This window comes from Falsirhodobacter sp. 1013 (assembly GCF_051195255.1).
Classification (GTDB): domain Bacteria; phylum Pseudomonadota; class Alphaproteobacteria; order Rhodobacterales; family Rhodobacteraceae; genus Falsirhodobacter.
On the sequence record NZ_JBNJLK010000002.1, the window covers coordinates 320,118 to 336,459 of the forward strand.

Here is a 16,342-nt window from a genome sequence, read left to right on the forward strand (position 1 = left end):
TGGGACGTTCTTGCCGTTCAGCGAGCGGTGGTGACTTAGATAGTCTCCAATAGTTCGATCCGGTTGCCGAAGGGGTCATCAATGTAGATCCTGCGGATCATGGGCAGATCGACATCACGACGATACTCAAGTCCCATGTCTGTTAGGCGCTTCACAGCTTGCTCAAGTGCAGTGACTTCGAAAGCAGGGTGAGCTTTCTTTGCTGGGGTAAAAGGTTCTTCCACACCAAGGTGAACTTCCACTCCGGCTTGGCTGAACCAGACGCCGCCCCTGCCTTGCAAGATCGAAGGCTTATTGACCTCATCAAAGCCCAAGGCTCCTACGTAGAATGCCCGTGCTTGATCCTCGCCGCCCTTAGGCATCGCGAGTTGGACATGATGCATGGCTTTGATCACATCGACCCTCCGAATGGCATACCACTGTATGCATTGTAACAACTTTTTGCGATGTGCCAAGGTCCGCATAGGGCTCGTAACGGCAAAGCTGCATGACGAACGCGGCAAAAATGCCTGACACACTGTTAGTATTTTCCGAAGTTCTTGCACCATGGCGCGGTAATCAGCGTGCGAATCTACATCATTTGTGAACATCGCGCAAAATTACCTTTTGCGTCACGAAATTACCTCGTGCGTGTGCCCACATTCCGGTCTGTGCCCCTCTACTCCGCCAGTGGCGAAGCCATCCGTGCTTTTCACTTTGGATGACCTCATGTCATCGGAAGGGCAAAGCAGGGTGGGCGCAGCCCGACCTGAGGCGGACGGTGATCTGACACACGGGGCCGGAACGACGTCGAGACGATCCACAAGCTCTACTGTGAGCATGTGCCGGACATCATGCAAAAGAAATCAGCTACACATAGATCAGAGGCCTTAGCAAAACTGGTAGCAAGGATCTTCAACCAGGCGACCTTCGAAGATTTGTTCCGCGTATCCTTATTTCAACCGCAAGATGGCCGTCACCGCTATTTGGGACAAAATAGAATTGGCTGATGGCGGTGACTGTGCGAACAACCCTGCGTTGTATGGCATTGCAGATGCGGTCGCAGCCACCAAAGCCAAAAATGGCAGAACTAATGTTTGTTGACCTATGCGAATACGCGCGCCGACTAAAGTCAGCACACTACACCGACGAGCAGATTGATATGATCGTCAAGCTTGCAAAGGAAAGTACTGCCAGCACACGTATTCGGGGTAATATCAGCACTGGGGTCGTGACCTTGAGCGTCGGCTAGTGCTAAAGATCGGGTGCATGGTCACACTTGGTTTCATCTACACGGCCTGATCTTGAGTATCTAGAACTAGGTCTGAACCCTACTAATTGGCTTGACCGAGTTCCTCGCAGGAGCACCAGACGGCGCTAAAAATGCGCGCACTGCTTCAGTGGACTGAGGGCTGAATGCGTGGCGCACCTGCGCCAGCCGGAGAGCAGCTTGGCGCTCATTTGCGCCCCATCAGCCCTCGTCCTTCCGTTTCTCACTTGTTAGTTGGAGGCCGTGCGGTGAGCCTTCAGGTCGGTTTCACCCAATTCGGTATTCATCATCAGCTTGCTGTCCTCGCCGTCTGAACGAAGTCTTCGCTCTTTGCCTGCTCCTGAACTTCAGCGATCTTCTCGATCAGGCCTCTAGAGGCGCGCTCATGGTCATCGTCGCGGCAAGGGCCATTTGGCATGCGGTGTCTCGCCCAGCCGATCAGGGTGTAATGCGCTAAGGTTGCATGGCGAACGAGGTAAAAATGCTTGGTGAAGGATGCAGTGTGCGCGTGGGTTTCCACGCAGGCAGCGGCAAACCCGTCTGCGAATCTACATCCTCAAACACTTCACGCGATCATCGCACAGCGCGCTTTCGGCGCCGCTCTAGGCGATCATTGCCCTTTTCTTCCACGCGCAAAGATGCCTTTTCTGGTATCATCGCCGGGCAGGGGGGGACGATGAAGATCATCCGCGTTCATCACATCGCGATCATCTGCACCGACTATGCGCGGTCGAAAGCGTTCTATTGCGACGTGCTGGGCGCGCGCGTGGTGGCCGAAAACTTCCGGGCGGCACGCGATTCCTGGAAGCTCGACCTCGTGCTGCCGGACGGGACGGGGATCGAGCTGTTTTCCTTCCCCGACCCACCCCCCCGGCCCAACCGGCCCGAGGCGGCCGGCCTGCGGCATCTGGCCTTTGCGGTGAAGGATGTGGCGGCCGAGAAGACGTCGCTGGAAGCGCGGGGCGTGGCCGTGGAACCTGTGCGGATCGACGAATACACCGGCCGGGCCTTCACCTTCTTCGCGGACCCTGACGGCCTGCCGCTGGAGCTTTATCAGGCGTAACCGCAGGGTGCGGCCTGTTCGGCCCCTGTGGCGCAAATGCTTCAGCATGTTCCGGTCGATGACGAAATCTGCTTGGCAGGTCAAAGTCCTGTGATTACACACGCGCTCGATCGCCAGCCTTCCCGCCAGCCTCTTCCCTCACACCCTGACAGGAGAGGTCATGGCAAGGCGAGTTTCGCGCACCATTTCCCGTGCATTTTTGACGCTCATGGCTTCGACGGCCGTTCCCGCAGCCCTGTGGGCGCAAGACGCCCCGGCGACGGAGGACGAGGTCCTCGTCCTCGATCCCATCATCGTGGAAAGCTACGAGGAAGCGGTGCGCCAGGCGCTGGGCACCTCCACCATCACCGAAGAGCAGATCGAGAAGACGCCCGTCGTCAACGACATCTCCGAACTGATCCGCAAGCAGCCGGGCGTGAACCTGACCGGGGCCAGCTCCACGGGGCAGCGGGGCAACCAGCGCCAGATCGACATTCGCGGGATGGGGCCTGAAAACACGCTGATCCTGATCGACGGCAAGCCCGTGCTGTCGCGCAACTCGGTCAAGATGGGGCGCGGGGGCGAGCGGGACTCGCGGGGCGATTCGAACTGGGTCCCGCCCGAGCTGATCGAGCAGATCGAGGTGATCCGCGGCCCCGCGGCGGCCCGTTACGGATCCGGCGCGGCGGGGGGCGTGGTGAACATCATCACCAAGATGCCGACCAAGGAAAGCCTGTCCATCAGCACCCATTTCGACTTTCCCGAATCCTCGGACGAAGGGGACACGAAGCGGCTGAACCTGATCTGGTCGAAACCGCTGAACGACCAGCTGGCCCTGCGCTTCACCGGGAACTTCAACAAGACCGACGCGGACGCCTATGACATCAACGCCGACGCCGTGGCCGAAGAAACGTGCTACGACCGCGCCGGCGCGGTGACCGACTGCGCCGTGCCCGCCGGCAACGAAGGCGTGCGCAACCGCGACTTCAACGGCCTTCTGCGCTGGACGCCGAACGATCAGAACAGCTTCGACTTCGAATTGGGCTATTCGCGCCAGGGCAACATTTTCGCCGGCGACACGCAGCTGTCGAACGGCAGCACCAGCGCCAACGCCGACTTCCTGCAATCCCTTCAGGGGTCGGAAACGAACGTCCTGCGCCGCCGCACCGCCGCCCTGACCCATCGCGGCACCTACGGCTTCGGCAAATCGATGAGCTATCTGCAGTTCGAGAAGACGTCGAACACCCGCCTTCTGGAAGGCACGGCCGGGTCCGGGGAAGGGGCCATCAACGCGCTGGACTTTGGCACGGTCGACCTGCGCAACATCAGCGGCAAGACGGAATGGGTCCTGCCGGGCCAGATCTTCGGCCGGTTGGCCACTTGGACCCTGGGCAGTGAGGTGCGCTACGAACGCATCAACGATCCCGTGATCGTCACCGGTGCGGGCGACATCGACCTTGGGGTGGGGGGCACCGCCGACAGCGCGGAGGACCGCGACCCCGTTCTGGACCAGACGCTGGTCGGCCTTTACGCCGAAGGCAACATCGAGCTGTCGGACCGCCTTTCCCTTGCCCCCAGCCTGCGCGCGGACTGGAGCGAGGATTTCGGCACGACCTTCAGCGGCGGGCTGAACGCGTCCTATCGCGTCACGGACAATTGGACCGTCAAGGGCGGCGTCGCGCGCGCCTTCAAGGCGCCGAACCTGTATCAGGTCAGCCCCAACTACATCTACACCACGCGCGGCAACGGTTGCCCCGTGGGGGTGGAGGGGCCGTGCTACGTTCTTGGCAACGCGGATCTGGAACCGGAAACCTCGGTGAACGCGGAACTGGGCGTCGCGTATGAAAACGACTTCGGCGTGGCGGCCACGCTGACCGCGTTCCACAACAACTACCGCAACCGCATCCAGTCGGGCGACACGCTGCAGGCGCAGGCCTCCTGCGACTTTGACGAGGATCCGGCCACGGCCGACAGCGCCTGCAAGGTCTTCCAGTGGGAAAACATCCCCCGCGCCGTCATCACGGGGGTGGAGGGCAGCTTCAGCACACCACTGAGCGACACGCTGAGCCTGACGACCAACCTCACCTACATGATCAAGTCGGAAAACAAGGAAACCGGCGATCCGCTGAGCCTGGTGCCCAAATACACGATCAACGCTGCGCTGGAATGGGACGCGACCGACAACTGGACGATCATCCCGGCCCTGACCCATTACGGCAAGATCGAGGCCGCGCAGTTCAACGCCCTGACCGGCGCCGACGCCACGAGCACCGAGGACCGCGATCCCTACACCCTCGTGAACCTGTCCACGCGGTATGTTCTGGATGACAGCGTGTCCATCACCGGGGGGATCACGAACCTTCTGGACAAGGACGTGGACCGCACCGGCGTAGGGGCCAACACCTTCAACGAACCGGGCCGCGCCATCTATCTGGGGCTGAGCAAGACCTTCTGACACCAAGGACGGAGGCGCGGCTTTTCGCGACGAATCCCTCGTCAACCCTGCACCCCGCCTCATATGAAAACACACGCAACGAAGAGGGCAAACCATGCTTCATGAATTCCGTAAGTTCATCGCGCGGGGCAACGTGCTCGACCTCGCGGTCGGCATCATCATCGGCGCCGCGTTCACCGCGATCGTCAATTCCATCGTGAAGGACCTGATCAACCCGGTGATCGGCCTGATCATCGGCGGGATCGACTTTTCCAACCTGTACTGGGTGCTGTCGGGCACCGTGACCCCCGGCGCCAGCCTGGACGAAGCGCGCAATTCCGGCGCCGCGATCTTCGCCTACGGCTCCTTCGTGATGGCGGTGATCAACTTCCTGATCGTGGCCTTCGTGGTGTTCCTGCTGGTCAAGGCGGTGAACAAGGTCAAGGACGCGACCCACCACAAGAAAGCGCAAGAGGAAGCCGCCGCCCCCAAGGGTCCGACACAGGAAGAACTGCTGATCCAGATCCGCGACCTTCTGGCGCAAAAGCCGCAGGTTTGACGTTCCCATCCGGGTGGGCTTGGCGTAAGGCCGACGCACCAGCCAAAGGCCCGCCCGGATGAAACTCGACCCCATTGACCGCCGCATTCTGTCCGTCCTGCAAAAGCAGGGACGCATCACCAACGCCGATCTGGCCGAACGGGTGAACCTTTCCGCCTCGGCCTGTCACCGGCGCGTGCAGCGGCTGGAGGAGGAGGGCTTCATCGCGGACTATGTCGCGCTGCTGGACGCCCGCAAGATGGAACGCCCCACCGTCGTCTTCGTCGAGATCACGCTGTCGGGCCAGGCAGACGAGGTTCTGGCCGCGTTCGAGGCCGCCGTTCAGCGCATCCCCGACGTGATGGAATGCCACCTGATGGCCGGCACGGCCGATTACCTTCTGAAGGTGCTGGCCGCCGACACCGAGGATTTCGCCCGCATCCACCGCCAGTCGCTGGCCCGGCTTCCGGGCGTGGCGCAGATGCATTCGTCCTTCGCGCTGAAGACCGTGTTCCGCACCACCGCCATACCCGTGTAACGAAAAACCCCCAAGCCTGGGCAAGGGGGTTCAACGGTGGACCCGAAGGCCCCAGCTTTGGACGCGAACGTCTTAGAGGTTGCCCTCGCGCTGCGCTTTCTTGCGAGCGAGTTTACGGGCACGACGAACGGCCTCGGCTTGCTCACGCGCTTTCTTGACGGACGGTTTCTCGAAATGTTGCTTGAGCTTCATTTCGCGGAAAACGCCTTCACGCTGAAGTTTTTTCTTCAGGGCCCGAAGGGCCTGTTCGACGTTGTTGTCACGGACGCTGACCTGCATGGTGTCACCACCTTCCTAAGCTAGAGTTGCACGATTGTGCAGGCAGCGCCCATATAGAACACTATATCCCCCATGTCCACCGCAACGGAGGTATGAGCATGGAAAGCACCGAAGTGAAGAACGCCGTCATCGACGCGGCCCTGGCGCATGTCGCCTTCGACGGCTGGTCCGAGGCGACGTTGCGGGCCGCGCTGACCGATGCCGGCGTGTCGCACGGGCTGGGCCGCGCCCTGTTTCCGCGCGGTGCGGTGGATCTGGCGCTGGCCTATCACTGGCGCGGCGACGCCCGCATGGTGGACCGTGCGGCCACCGTGGCGCTGGACGACATGCCCTACCGCCAGCGGGTCGCCACCCTGATCCGCCTGCGGCTGGAGGAGGCCGACAAGGAGGCCGTCCGTCGCGGCTCCACCCTGTTCGCGCTGCCGCAACATGCGGGGGACGGCGCGCGCGCCATCTGGCACACGGCGGACATGATCTGGCGCACGCTGGGCGATACGTCGCAGGACGTGAACTGGTACACGAAGCGGGTCACCCTGTCGGGCGTCTATGCCGCAACGGTTCTGTTCTGGCTGGGCGACGACAGCACGGACCATCAGGCGACCTGGGACTTCCTGGACCGCCGGATCGAAGGCGTGATGAAGTTCGAAGGGCTGAAGGCCCGCTATGCCGGCAACCCGCTGGCGAAGATGGCGGCCTTCCCGCTGTCCTGGATCCGGGCGCCGAAGGGGCGGGACGACATGCCGGGGCGCATGTCATGATCCCCGAGGACATGCCCGAACTGATGCGCGCCGTCACCATCCGCGAACATGGCGCGCCCGAGGTTCTGACGATCGACTATGTGCCGACGCCCGTGCCCAGCCATGGCCAGATCCTGATCCGCGTGGCCTTTGCGGGCGTGAACCGCCCCGACGCTCTGCAACGCGCCGGCCAGTACGCGCCGCCGCCCGACGCCTCCCCCTTGCCGGGGCTGGAATGTGCGGGTTATGTGGCGGCGGTGGGGCCGGGGGTCACCCACTGGAAGATCGGCGATCCGGTCTGCGCGCTGCTCCCGGGCGGCGGTTACGCGACCCACGTGGTCACGCAGGCCGACCACGCCCTGCCCATCCCCGAGGGGCTGAGCCTTGCCGAAGCGGCCTGCCTGCCCGAAACCTGCTTCACCGTCTGGTCGAACATGGTGATGCGCGGTGGACTGGCGGCGGGGGAGCGGTTTCTGGTGCATGGAGGGTCTTCCGGCATCGGGACGACGGCGATCCAGATCGCCTGCGCGCTGGGCGCCCGCGTCTTCGCCACCGCCGGTTCGGACGAGAAATGCGAGGCCTGCGCCGATCTGGGGGCCGAGGCCGTGAACTACCGCGACAGCGACTTCGTGGAGATGCTGCGCGCGGTGGGCGGGGCGGATGTCATCCTCGACATGGTGGGGGGCGATTACCTGCCGCGGAACCTGCGGGCCTTGGCCGATGACGGCCGCTTGGTCCAGATCGCCTTCCTGCAGGGCGCCAAGGTGGAGTTGAACATGGCCGAGGTCATGACCCGCCGCCTGACGGTCACCGGATCGACGCTGCGCCCCCAATCCACGCTGCAAAAGGCGCGGATCGCGAAAGAGGTGCAGCGCCACGTCTGGCCGATGATCGCGGCGGGCCATCTGCGTCCGGTGATGGACAGCACGTTTTCCATGGACGATGCGGCGAAGGCCCATGCACGCATGGAAAGCTCCGCCCATATCGGGAAGATCGTGCTGGAGATGCCGGGGGATTGACCCTGCCAAGGGGCAGGGGACGCATTTTCCCTTCCCCTTGGCCGGTCCTTGACCTATATACGACGTCAATTCCCGAAAGCGAAAGTCGCGGGCCCGCCCCGCAGCCGTTTCCCGGCCCGGGAGAGATGTGTAAAGGAGCAACCCATGACGAAGCCCCTGATGGCAAAGGCGACGGCCGTCTGGCTGATCGACAACACGACGTTGTCCTTCCGGCAGATCGCCGATTTCTGCGGCATGCACGAGCTTGAGGTGCAGGGCATCGCCGACGGCGATGTCGCGACCGGCGTGAAGGGTTTCGATCCGGTGGCCAACAACCAGCTTGACCCTGCCGAGGTCGAGAAGGGCCAGAAGAACCCGCTTCACAAGCTGAAGCTGAAATACAACGCCGCCGCTCAGGGCGAGGACAAGCGTCGCGGTCCCCGCTACACGCCCCTGTCCAAGCGTCAGGACCGTCCGAACGCGATCCTGTGGCTGGTGAAGTTCCACCCGGAACTGACCGACGGCCAGATCGCGAAACTGGTCGGCACCACGAAGCCCACGATCCAGTCCATCCGCGAACGGACGCATTGGAACATCGGCTCCATGACGCCGATCGATCCGGTGGCGCTGGGCCTGTGCCGTCAAACGGAACTTGATTCGATCGTGCAGCAGGCGGCCCGCAAGCGCGCGGCCGAAGGCGGCGTGATGACGGATGACGAACGCCGCAAGCTGGTGTCCACCGAACAGTCGCTGGAGATGGAGGACGAGCCCCGCATGCCGTCCGACTTCGACATTTTCACCAAGCGCGAAGAGGAGGAGGACAAGTCCTCCGTCGACTATTCGGACGCCGAAAGCTTCTTCAAGCCCGCCGGAGAGACGGTGCATGACGAGGATGACGAATACGATCGTCGCTGACACGAACGCCCGGGGGAAACCCCGGGCGTTTTGCTTTCAGGTCAGGCGCGCGCCACGCGTTTCGGTCCGGATCGTGGCCGCCGCCAGTGCCGCCAGCAGCAAAAGGCCTGCGAACAGCCCGATCGCCACGGTGAAGCTGTAGGCCACCACCAGCCCGACGACCGACGGCGCCGCCAACCCGCCCAGCCGCGCCATCGCCCCCGCCGTGCCCATTCCGGTCCCGCGCAAGGCGGTCGGGTACAGTTCCGGCGTGAAGGCGTACAGCGCGCCCCAGGTGCCCAGCAGTGCAAAGCTCATCAGCAGCAGGGAGGCTGCGATCAGCGTGGCGCCCCCCGCCACCGTGAACAGCAGGCATCCGGCGGCCGAGGCCAAAAGGAAGCCGATCAGCGTCGGCCTGCGACCCCACCGCTCTACCCCATAGGCGGCCAGCGCGTATCCCGGCAATTGCGCCAGCGCGAGGATCACGAGGAAGCCGTAGCCCCGCACAAATCCGAAGCCTTCGGAGGCCAGCCGCCCCGGCACCCAGACAAACACCCCGTAATAGGCGACGGACACAAGGAACCACAGCGCCGCCACCGCCACCGTCATGCGACGCAGGTCGGACGTGAATCCCTGTGCGGGGGGCAGCGACAGCGTGCCTTCGGGCATCGTCCGGCCGTTCACGCGCAGCACCTTGGTCAACACGGCGCGGGCCTCCGCCTCGCGCCCCGCCTTCAGCAGGTACATGGGGGATTCGGGAATCCACAGCCGCAACCAGATGCCGATCAGGGCGGGCAAGGCGGCGACCGCGAACATCCAGCGCCACGCCTCGGCCGCGCCCATCAGGCTGGCGATCCAGGCGGTCAGGGCGACGATCAGCGTGCCGACAGCCCAGAATCCTTCCAGCCCGACCAGCCAGCGGCCACGGTTCTTTGGCGGCAGGAATTCGGCCATCATCGCGTAATCGACCGGCAGGGTGCCGCCCACGGCCACGCCGGTCAGGAACCGCAGCGCCAGCAGGATGCCAAAGCTGGGCGCAAAGACCGACAAAAGCCCGAACGCGGCGTCGCAGGCCACCGTGATCAGCAACACGCGCCGCCGTCCGATCCGGTCCGCCAGCCGCCCGAAGGCCGCAGCGCCCAAGAACATCCCCAGAAAGAACAGCGTGCCCGTCTGCAAGGCCTGCGGGATCGTCAGCCCGAACGTGGCCGCGATGGAGGCGGCGGAGAAACCGACCGCCAGCACCTGCATCGCGTCCGCCGTCCAGACCAGCCCGAAGATGCCCAGAAGCCGCCACTGGAAGCGACCTGCGCCGCCCGTCGTCAGAACCTCGTCCACCGTGTGCTGCATCGCGTCCCCCGCCTGGTTGACGCTTTTGTTACGGCACAGCGGGCAAAAGGAAAGAAAAAAGGGGCCGCGCGGCCCCTTCCTTCAGATCGCGCAGGTCACGCCCGTGCCCCGCAGCCCGCAATAGCCGTCCGGGTTCTTGGCCAGATACTGCTGGTGATAGTCCTCGGCGTAATAGAACTCCGGCACCGGAATGATCTCGGTCGTGACGGCGCCGTAGCCGGCGGCCTTCAGGCCTGCCTCGAACTCGGCCTTCGTCGCCTCGGCCGCGGCTTTCTGTTCGGGGGTGTAATAGTAGATGCCCGAGCGGTAGGTGGAGCCGACGTCGTTGCCCTGCCGCATCCCCTGCGTGGGGTCGTGGTTTTCCCAGAACACCTTCAGCAGATCGGTGAAGCTGACGACCTTCGGGTCGAAGATCACGCGCACCACCTCGTTATGCCCCGTAAGCTGGGTGCAGGTTTCCTTATAGGTCGGGTTCGGCGTGTAGCCGCCCGCATATCCGGCCATGGTCAGCCAGACGCCCGGCACCTGCCACAGGCGGCGTTCAACGCCCCAGAAGCAGCCCATGCCGAACATGGCCTCCTCGAACCCCTCGGGGACGGGGGATTTCAGCGGGATGCCGGAAATGAAATGCGTGTCGGCCGTGGGAAGCGGCTGGGCGCGGCCGGGAAGGGCGTCTTCGGGCCGGACCATCGCGGCGGGTTTGGAAAAGAACATGGGAAACCTCCGTTCGTTGGGGCCAATATAGGAAGCCGCAGGCGCTATAGGAAGCTTTGCGGATCGATGTCGATGGCAAGGCGCAGGTTGGCGGGCAGCTTCAGCTGTCCTGCCCATTCGGCCAGCGCCGCCTGGAAGGGGGCACCCCGTTCAGCCTTCACCAGAAGGCGCACGCGGTGCCGGCCGCGCACCCGCGCGATGGGGGCGGGGGCGGGGCCGTAGATCTGTGCGCCGATGGTCCGCAACGGCCCGTCGCGCCGCGCCAGTTCGCCCGCGAAGTCGAACACCACGGCCACGTCCGGATGGGACAGGATGATGCCCGCCATCCGCCCGTAAGGGGGCGCGCCGGCCATGCGCCGCTCGGCGGCCTCGGCCCGCCAGAAGTCTTCCTCGTTCCCCGTCAGGATGGCACGGATCACGGGATGTTCGGGCTGGTGGGTTTGCAGCAGCGCCACGCCCGCCTTTTCGGCCCGCCCCGCACGGCCCGCGACCTGCCGCATCAGCTGGAAGGTGCGTTCCGCCGCCCGCAGGTCCGACCCTTGCAGGCCCAGATCCGCGTCGATCACCCCGACCAGCGTCAGCAGCGGGAAATTGTGCCCCTTGGCCACGATCTGCGTGCCGATGATGATGTCGGCGCCGCCCCCCGCAATCGTCTCGATCGCCTCCTTCAACGCCCGCGCGGATCCGAACAGGTCCGAGGACAGGACCGACACACGCGCCTCCGGAAAGCGTTCGGCGACCTCCTCGGCCAACCGCTCCACCCCCGGGCCGACGGCGGCCATCTTGCCTTCGACGGAACAGGCCGGACAGGTCTCCGGCACCGGCCGCGTCGCGCCGCATTGATGGCAGACAAGGCGCTTCAGGAAGCGGTGTTCGACCATCCGCGCGTCGCACTCGGTGCAGCCCACCTGATGCCCGCAGGCGCGGCAGATGGTGACGGGGGCATAGCCCCGCCGGTTCAGGAACAGAAGCGACTGTTCCCCCGCCAAGATGCGCTTTTCCACCTGCCGGGCCAGCGTTTCAGAGATCCAGCGGTTCGACGGCAGCTTTTCCGCCCGCATGTCGATGGCGTGCATTTCGGGCAGTTCGGCGGTGCCGAAGCGGGCGGTCAGGTCCAGACGGCGATACTTGCCGCTGTCGGCGTTCACCCATGTTTCCAGCGCGGGGGTGGCCGAGGCCAGCACCACCTGCGCCCCGCAGATCGACGCCCGCAGCACCGCCATGTCGCGGGCGTTGTACAGCACCCCCTCCTCCTGCTTGTAAGAGGTGTCGTGCTCCTCATCCACGACGATCAGGCCCATCTCGCGGAAGGGGAGGAACAGGGCCGACCGCGCGCCGACGACCAGCTGCGCCTCCCCCTCGCCGATCATGCGCCAAAGGCGGCGGCGTTCGGTGGAGGTGACGCCGGAATGCCATTCGGCGGGCTTCGCGCCGAACCGCGCCTCGACGCGGTCCAGAAACCCAGCCGTCAGCGCGATCTCGGGCAGCAGGACCAGCGCCTGACGGCCCTGACGCAGGCATTCCGCGACGGCTTCCAGATACACCTCTGTCTTGCCCGATCCGGTGACGCCTTTCAGCAGCGTGGTCCCATAGGTGCCGCTGGCCACGGCGGCGGCCAGCGCGGCGGCGGCCTCGGCCTGGCTGTCGGACAGGTCCTTCGACGGCAGGTTCGGGTTCAGGCGCGGATAGGGCAGATCGCGGGGGGCGTCCTCCTCGGCCAGCACGCCGGCCTTCACCAGGCCTTTGAGCACGGCGGTGGACACGCCGGCCTCGGCCGCGAGCTCCCCAGCCGTGACCCAGACGCCGCCAAAGGCGTCCAGCGCGTCCATCACCCGCAGCCGCGCCTCGGTTTCCCGTGCCGGCTCGCGCCCGGTGGCGCGCAGCACGCGGCGGGTGGCGGGGCCCGCGCCAAGGTCCGGCGCGCGTGTGGCCAGCCGCAGCATCTGGGGCAGGGGGGTCAGGGTGTAATCGGCGGCGCGCTGCAGGAAGGTCCGCATTTCGTCCCGCAGGGGGGCGGCGTCCAGAACGCGGGTGACGGGGCGCACGCGGTTGATGTCGAAGTTGCCCTCGCCCTTGCCCCAGACGCAGCCCAGAACCCGGCGCGGGCCCAGCGGCACCTCCACCAGATCGCCGGCCACGCAGCCGCCTTCGGGCGCCTTGTAGTCCAGCGGGCGGCCCAGCGGCTCGGTCGTCAGGACGCCGACCAGATCGCCTTCGGCAAACCGTTCCGACACGCGCACTCCCTTTCCCATGCCCTTCGCTTGCGCTATCACGGGGGCGGCCCCGGGGGAAACCCCGCACATCCCGCCCGTATCCAATCCAAGGAACAGCTTCATGAAATTCTTCGTCGATACCGCCGACGTCGCGGCCATCCAGGAACTGAACGACCTGAACCTGGTCGACGGCGTGACCACCAACCCGTCGCTGATCCTGAAATCGGGCCGCGACATCCTGGAGGTCACGAAAGAGATCTGCTCGATCGTGTCCGGTCCCGTATCGGCCGAAGTCGTGGCGCTGAAAGCGGACGACATGATCGCCGAAGGCCGCAAGCTGGCCGAAATCGCGTCCAACATCGCCGTGAAGGTGCCGCTGACCCATGACGGCCTGAAATGCTGCAAGGTTCTGTCGGACGAAGGTTTCATGGTCAACGTCACGCTGTGCTTCACCGCCAACCAGGCGCTGCTGGCCGCCAAGGCGGGCGCCACGTTCATCAGCCCCTTCATCGGCCGCCTCGATGACATGAACCTGGACGGGCTGGAGCTGATCCAGGACATCCGCACGATCTACGACAATTTCAGCTTCCAGACGCAGATCCTGGCGGCCTCGGTCCGCAACGCCAACCACGTGTCGCAATGCGCGCTGATCGGCGCCGACGTGATCACCGCGCCGCCCGCCGTCATCAAGGGTCTGGCCAGCCACCCGCTGACCGACAAGGGTCTTGAAACGTTCATGGCCGACTGGGCCAAGACCGGTCAGAAGATCGTCTGAGACACGGTTCGCGCGGTCCGGGATCCGGGCCGCGCCCGCGGGACGGCGACGTTCCGCAAGGAATGGAGTATGAGATGCCCACCTACACCGCATTGACCACCCTGCCGGGCGAGGACGCCGCCGATTCCCTTGCCGAAGCGATCGAGCGGATGGAGCCGGAGCCTTCGGGCGTCGGCGTGTTCGAGATCGAGGACGGCTCGGGCCTGTGGGAGGTGGGCGCCTATTTCCTCGACGCCCCGGACGCGGTGACGCTGGAACTGCTGCGCACAGCCTTTGGCGCCGCGCCCTTCGTGATCTCCGAAGTGCCCGAGGTGGACTGGGTCGCGCATGTGCGCCGAGAACTCGCGCCCGTGGACGCGGGCCGCTTCTTCGTCTTCGGCTCGCACGATGCCGGAAAGGTGCCCGCCGGTCGCGTGCCCTTGCAGATCGAGGCGACGGTCGCCTTCGGCACGGGCCATCACGGCACGACGCTGGGCTGCCTGCGCGCGCTGGACCGCCTGCTGAACGAGGGCGCGAGTTTCGCCAATGTGGCCGACATCGGCTGCGGGACGGCCGTGCTCGCGATGGCCGCGGCAAAGGAACTGCCCGAGGCGCGCATCCTCGCCTCCGACATCGACGAGGTGGCGGTGGACGTCGCCCGCGCGAATGTGGAGATCAACCATCTGGCCGGCCGCGTGGCCTGCATGGAAGCGGCGGGCTTTGCCCATCCCGACATCCAGTCCGCGGCCCCGTTCGACCTGATCTTCGCCAACATCCTGAAAGGGCCGCTGGTCGAACTGGCGCCCGACATGGCGCGGAACGCGGCGCAGGGGGGAATCATCATCCTGTCCGGGCTGCTGGTCGTGCAGGCGGAGTCGATTCTGGCGGCCTATGAAGCGCAGGGCTTCGCCCTGGTCCACCGCGAGGATCTGGGTGAATGGTCCGCCCTGACGCTGCGCAAGGCGTAAGACAAGGCAAAGGCCGCGGCGGGTTTCCCCGTGCGGCCTGTCCTTCGGTCGGTTGACGCGAAAGCGTCCGGTCAGATGCGGTCGATGTCGCCGCGGGTCAGACCGATGTCGTCCAGTTCACGGTCCGACAGCTTGTTCAGCGCCGAACGGGTGACGCGAGCATCGTTCCAGTCACGGATCGCCTGGAAGAAGGTGGCGAAGGGCGACGTCTGGGTACCGATCGACGCGCGGGGGGTCGTCTCGATAACGGCCATGGGGTTCAGTCCTTTTCACAAACGGATCAATTATGCAGCACCCTTGCTGCATGGACGTCAAATAGTCGGGCGCCGTGCATACGGCAACGGGCGCGTTCGCATCCCCGTGATGCAGGGAACGCATGGCTCGCGTCGTAATATCGTCATGCGCCGGGTGACAGATGTTCGCGCTTCGTGCTATCCCGTTGAAAACGGACAGGAGACGGCATGCGCGTGTTGGGAATCGACCCGGGCCTCAGGAACATGGGCTGGGGCGTCATCGACGTGACGGGCGTGCGCGTCACCCATGTCGCGAACGGCGTCTGCCATTCGGTGGGGGATGATCTGGCGCGCCGCCTGTGTTCCCTCCACGCCCAGCTGACCGATGTGGTGGCACGATATGCCCCCGACACGGCGGCGGTGGAACACACCTTCGTCAACAAGGACGCCGCCGGCACGCTGAAGCTGGGGCAGGCGCGGGGGGTCGCGCTTCTGGTGCCCGCCCAGGCGGGGCTGGAGGTGGGGGAATACGCCCCGAACGCCGTGAAGAAGACGGTGGTGGGCGTGGGCCATGCGGCCAAGCAGCAGATCGACCACATGGTGCGCCTGCATCTGCCCGGCGTGGTCATTGCCGGGCCGGACGCCGCCGACGCGCTGGCCGTGGCCATCTGCCATTCCCATCACGTGCAAAGCGCCGGCCGCCTTCAGGCCGCCTTGGCGAGGGCGACGGCATGATCGGCCGCATCGCCGGACGCCTGGAATACCGCGCGATGGATCACGTGCTGATCGACGTGCGCGGTGTGGGATACCTCGTCTACGTGTCGGACCGGACGCTCGCCTCCCTTCCCGGACCGGGGGAGGCGGTGGCGCTGTATACGGAGCTTCTGGTGCGGGAGGACATCCTGCAACTGTTCGGCTTCCCTACGCTGGTGGAAAAGGAATGGCACCGCCTTCTGATGACGGTGCAGGGCGTGGGGGCGCGGGCGTCAATGGCGATTCTGGGTGCCTTGGGGGCGGAAGGCGTGTCTCGCTCCATCGCGCTGGGCGATGCGCGTTCGATCCAAGCGGCGCCTGGCGTCGGGCCCAAGATCGCGCAACGCGTGGTGCTGGAGCTGAAGTCCAAGGCGCCGTCGGTCATGGCCATGGGCCGGGTGGAGCTGGACGATCCGGTGCTGGAGGAGGAACCGGCCCCCGGGCCTGCGCCCAAACGTCGCGCCGCGGCGAAACCTTCCAATGTCGCGAACACAGCGGACGCCCTCTCGGCCCTCGCCAATCTGGGCTATGCGCCGGCGGACGCGGCTTCGGCCGTGATGCAAACGGCGGCCGAGATGCCGGAGGCCGACACCACGACCCTGATCCGCCTGTCCCTGCGGCGTCTTGCCCCGAAGGAGTGATCGGCCC

Annotated in this window: 19 protein-coding genes; 12 read left to right on the top strand and 7 right to left on the bottom strand. The window is 65.2% G+C overall.

The annotated features are described in order from the left end of the window. Window positions 1–35: 35 nt before the first annotated feature. Window positions 36–395, bottom strand: coding sequence for a VOC family protein (locus ACSHZY_RS05195; RefSeq protein WP_435166359.1), 360 nt, complete (start codon window positions 393–395; stop codon window positions 36–38). Window positions 396–948: 553 nt separating this feature from the next. On the opposite strand from ACSHZY_RS05195, the gene ACSHZY_RS05200 reads away from it, so the two are divergent. Then, entirely contained in the window at window positions 949–1,083 is a 135-nt protein-coding gene (locus ACSHZY_RS05200; RefSeq protein WP_435166362.1) for a hypothetical protein, read from the top strand. Between the two features lie 455 nt (window positions 1,084–1,538). Here ACSHZY_RS05200 and ACSHZY_RS05205 read toward each other — a convergent pair whose 3' ends face one another. After that, window positions 1,539–1,769: a hypothetical protein gene (locus ACSHZY_RS05205; protein WP_435166365.1), complete on the bottom strand. Its 231-nt coding sequence runs from the start codon at window positions 1,767–1,769 to the stop codon at window positions 1,539–1,541. A gap of 156 nt (window positions 1,770–1,925) precedes the next feature. On the opposite strand from ACSHZY_RS05205, the gene gloA2 reads away from it, so the two are divergent. From gloA2 to ACSHZY_RS05225, 4 genes are all read left to right on the top strand, one after another. Then, complete coding sequence (gene gloA2 / locus ACSHZY_RS05210; RefSeq protein ID WP_435166367.1) at window positions 1,926–2,312, top strand: SMU1112c/YaeR family gloxylase I-like metalloprotein; 387 nt, start codon at window positions 1,926–1,928, stop codon at window positions 2,310–2,312. A gap of 208 nt (window positions 2,313–2,520) precedes the next feature. Next, window positions 2,521–4,746: a FepA family TonB-dependent siderophore receptor gene (locus tag ACSHZY_RS05215; RefSeq protein WP_435166370.1), complete on the top strand. Its 2,226-nt coding sequence runs from the start codon at window positions 2,521–2,523 to the stop codon at window positions 4,744–4,746. Between the two features lie 94 nt (window positions 4,747–4,840). Further along, the gene (mscL, locus tag ACSHZY_RS05220; RefSeq protein ID WP_435166373.1) at window positions 4,841–5,284 is read left to right on the top strand and encodes a large conductance mechanosensitive channel protein MscL; all 444 of its coding nucleotides are present in this window, start codon (window positions 4,841–4,843) and stop codon (window positions 5,282–5,284) included. Between the two features lie 58 nt (window positions 5,285–5,342). Further along, entirely contained in the window at window positions 5,343–5,801 is a 459-nt protein-coding gene (locus ACSHZY_RS05225) for an Lrp/AsnC family transcriptional regulator (protein WP_435166376.1), read from the top strand. A gap of 72 nt (window positions 5,802–5,873) precedes the next feature. On the opposite strand, the gene rpsU is transcribed toward ACSHZY_RS05225, so the two are convergent. Continuing rightward, window positions 5,874–6,080, bottom strand: a complete 207-nt coding sequence (gene rpsU / locus ACSHZY_RS05230) for a 30S ribosomal protein S21 (protein WP_128254633.1) — start codon at window positions 6,078–6,080, stop codon at window positions 5,874–5,876. A gap of 92 nt (window positions 6,081–6,172) precedes the next feature. Between rpsU and ACSHZY_RS05235 the strand changes: the two genes are divergently transcribed. The 3 genes from ACSHZY_RS05235 to ACSHZY_RS05245 all read left to right on the top strand — a co-directional run bounded on the left by ACSHZY_RS05235 (window position 6,173) and on the right by ACSHZY_RS05245 (window position 8,730). Beyond that, complete coding sequence (locus tag ACSHZY_RS05235; protein WP_435166380.1) at window positions 6,173–6,838, top strand: COQ9 family protein; 666 nt, start codon at window positions 6,173–6,175, stop codon at window positions 6,836–6,838. Then, window positions 6,835–7,836, top strand: coding sequence for an NAD(P)H-quinone oxidoreductase (locus ACSHZY_RS05240; RefSeq protein ID WP_435166383.1), 1,002 nt, complete (start codon window positions 6,835–6,837; stop codon window positions 7,834–7,836). The genes ACSHZY_RS05235 and ACSHZY_RS05240 overlap by 4 nt, the downstream gene beginning before the upstream one ends. 144 nt (window positions 7,837–7,980) lie before the next feature. Continuing rightward, complete coding sequence (locus tag ACSHZY_RS05245) at window positions 7,981–8,730, top strand: DUF1013 domain-containing protein (RefSeq protein ID WP_435166385.1); 750 nt, start codon at window positions 7,981–7,983, stop codon at window positions 8,728–8,730. A gap of 36 nt (window positions 8,731–8,766) precedes the next feature. Here ACSHZY_RS05245 and ACSHZY_RS05250 read toward each other — a convergent pair whose 3' ends face one another. The 3 genes from ACSHZY_RS05250 to ACSHZY_RS05260 all read right to left on the bottom strand — a co-directional run bounded on the left by ACSHZY_RS05250 (window position 8,767) and on the right by ACSHZY_RS05260 (window position 13,025). Continuing rightward, a complete protein-coding gene (locus ACSHZY_RS05250; protein ID WP_435166388.1) occupies window positions 8,767–10,059 on the bottom strand; it encodes an MFS transporter in 1,293 nt (430 codons plus the stop codon). Between the two features lie 81 nt (window positions 10,060–10,140). Further along, complete coding sequence (gene msrA, locus ACSHZY_RS05255) at window positions 10,141–10,773, bottom strand: peptide-methionine (S)-S-oxide reductase MsrA (protein ID WP_435166391.1); 633 nt, start codon at window positions 10,771–10,773, stop codon at window positions 10,141–10,143. 44 nt (window positions 10,774–10,817) lie between these two features. Beyond that, complete coding sequence (locus tag ACSHZY_RS05260) at window positions 10,818–13,025, bottom strand: primosomal protein N' (RefSeq protein ID WP_435166931.1); 2,208 nt, start codon at window positions 13,023–13,025, stop codon at window positions 10,818–10,820. A gap of 82 nt (window positions 13,026–13,107) precedes the next feature. On the opposite strand from ACSHZY_RS05260, the gene fsa reads away from it, so the two are divergent. Both fsa and ACSHZY_RS05270 read left to right on the top strand, forming a co-directional pair. Next, complete coding sequence (fsa, locus tag ACSHZY_RS05265; RefSeq protein ID WP_435166394.1) at window positions 13,108–13,761, top strand: fructose-6-phosphate aldolase; 654 nt, start codon at window positions 13,108–13,110, stop codon at window positions 13,759–13,761. Between the two features lie 74 nt (window positions 13,762–13,835). After that, window positions 13,836–14,708, top strand: a complete 873-nt coding sequence (locus ACSHZY_RS05270) for a 50S ribosomal protein L11 methyltransferase (RefSeq protein WP_435166397.1) — start codon at window positions 13,836–13,838, stop codon at window positions 14,706–14,708. A gap of 71 nt (window positions 14,709–14,779) precedes the next feature. Here the strand turns inward: ACSHZY_RS05270 and ACSHZY_RS05275 are convergent, their stop codons facing one another. Beyond that, window positions 14,780–14,962, bottom strand: coding sequence for a DUF1127 domain-containing protein (locus tag ACSHZY_RS05275; protein WP_435166400.1), 183 nt, complete (start codon window positions 14,960–14,962; stop codon window positions 14,780–14,782). A 207-nt stretch (window positions 14,963–15,169) separates the two neighbouring features. Between ACSHZY_RS05275 and ruvC the strand changes: the two genes are divergently transcribed. Together ruvC and ruvA are read left to right on the top strand one after the other, a co-directional pair. Continuing rightward, window positions 15,170–15,676: a crossover junction endodeoxyribonuclease RuvC gene (gene ruvC, locus ACSHZY_RS05280; RefSeq protein WP_435166403.1), complete on the top strand. Its 507-nt coding sequence runs from the start codon at window positions 15,170–15,172 to the stop codon at window positions 15,674–15,676. Next, on the top strand, window positions 15,673–16,335 hold the full coding sequence (gene ruvA / locus ACSHZY_RS05285; protein WP_435166406.1) for a Holliday junction branch migration protein RuvA: 663 nt from the start codon (window positions 15,673–15,675) through the stop codon (window positions 16,333–16,335). The genes ruvC and ruvA overlap by 4 nt, the downstream gene beginning before the upstream one ends. Window positions 16,336–16,342 lie beyond the last annotated feature (7 nt).